The organism is Colwellia sp. 6M3, assembly GCF_014077595.1.
Lineage (GTDB): Bacteria > Pseudomonadota > Gammaproteobacteria > Enterobacterales > Alteromonadaceae > Cognaticolwellia.
This window is the reverse complement of record NZ_JACGWF010000222.1, coordinates 1-439: the sequence shown is the minus strand read 5'-3', so window position 1 is coordinate 439 and position 439 is coordinate 1. Positions and strand designations below refer to the sequence as shown.

Below are 439 nucleotides of genomic sequence, written 5' to 3'. Positions count from 1 at the left end.
ATAGAAGCCTAGCAATGTCCTACTCTCACATGGGAACTCCCACACTACCATCGGCGCTAACACGTTTCACTTCTGAGTTCGGAATGGGATCAGGTGGGGCCATGTCGCTATTGTCGCTAGACAAAAACTTGCTTGTTAACTGCCAAATTGACGGCATTGCTACAATCGCTCTGATACTCATTGAGTAAACTCAACTCCGTGTCACGCTTATTTGCGGCTTTGTCAATTCGTCACTTACCTGCGCAAGTGATTAACAAATAATAATCTTAGAAAGCTGAAATATTTACCAAATCTCTTATTCACACAATTGTTATGCGTGATGCGTGTATTCCTACACTTTTTGTCAAACTTCATACACGACCTCCATGGATGGAGGAAGTCAGGTAACTGTCTGGAACAGTTACGTGAAAACCACTTGGGTGTTGTATGGTTAAGCCTC

General features: G+C 43.1%; 1 rRNA gene. It reads right to left on the bottom strand.

From position 1 onward, the window contains the following. Positions 1 to 6: 6 nt before the first annotated feature. Positions 7 to 121: ribosomal RNA gene (gene rrf, locus H4J50_RS19145) — 5S ribosomal RNA — on the bottom strand. Positions 122 to 439 lie beyond the last annotated feature (318 nt).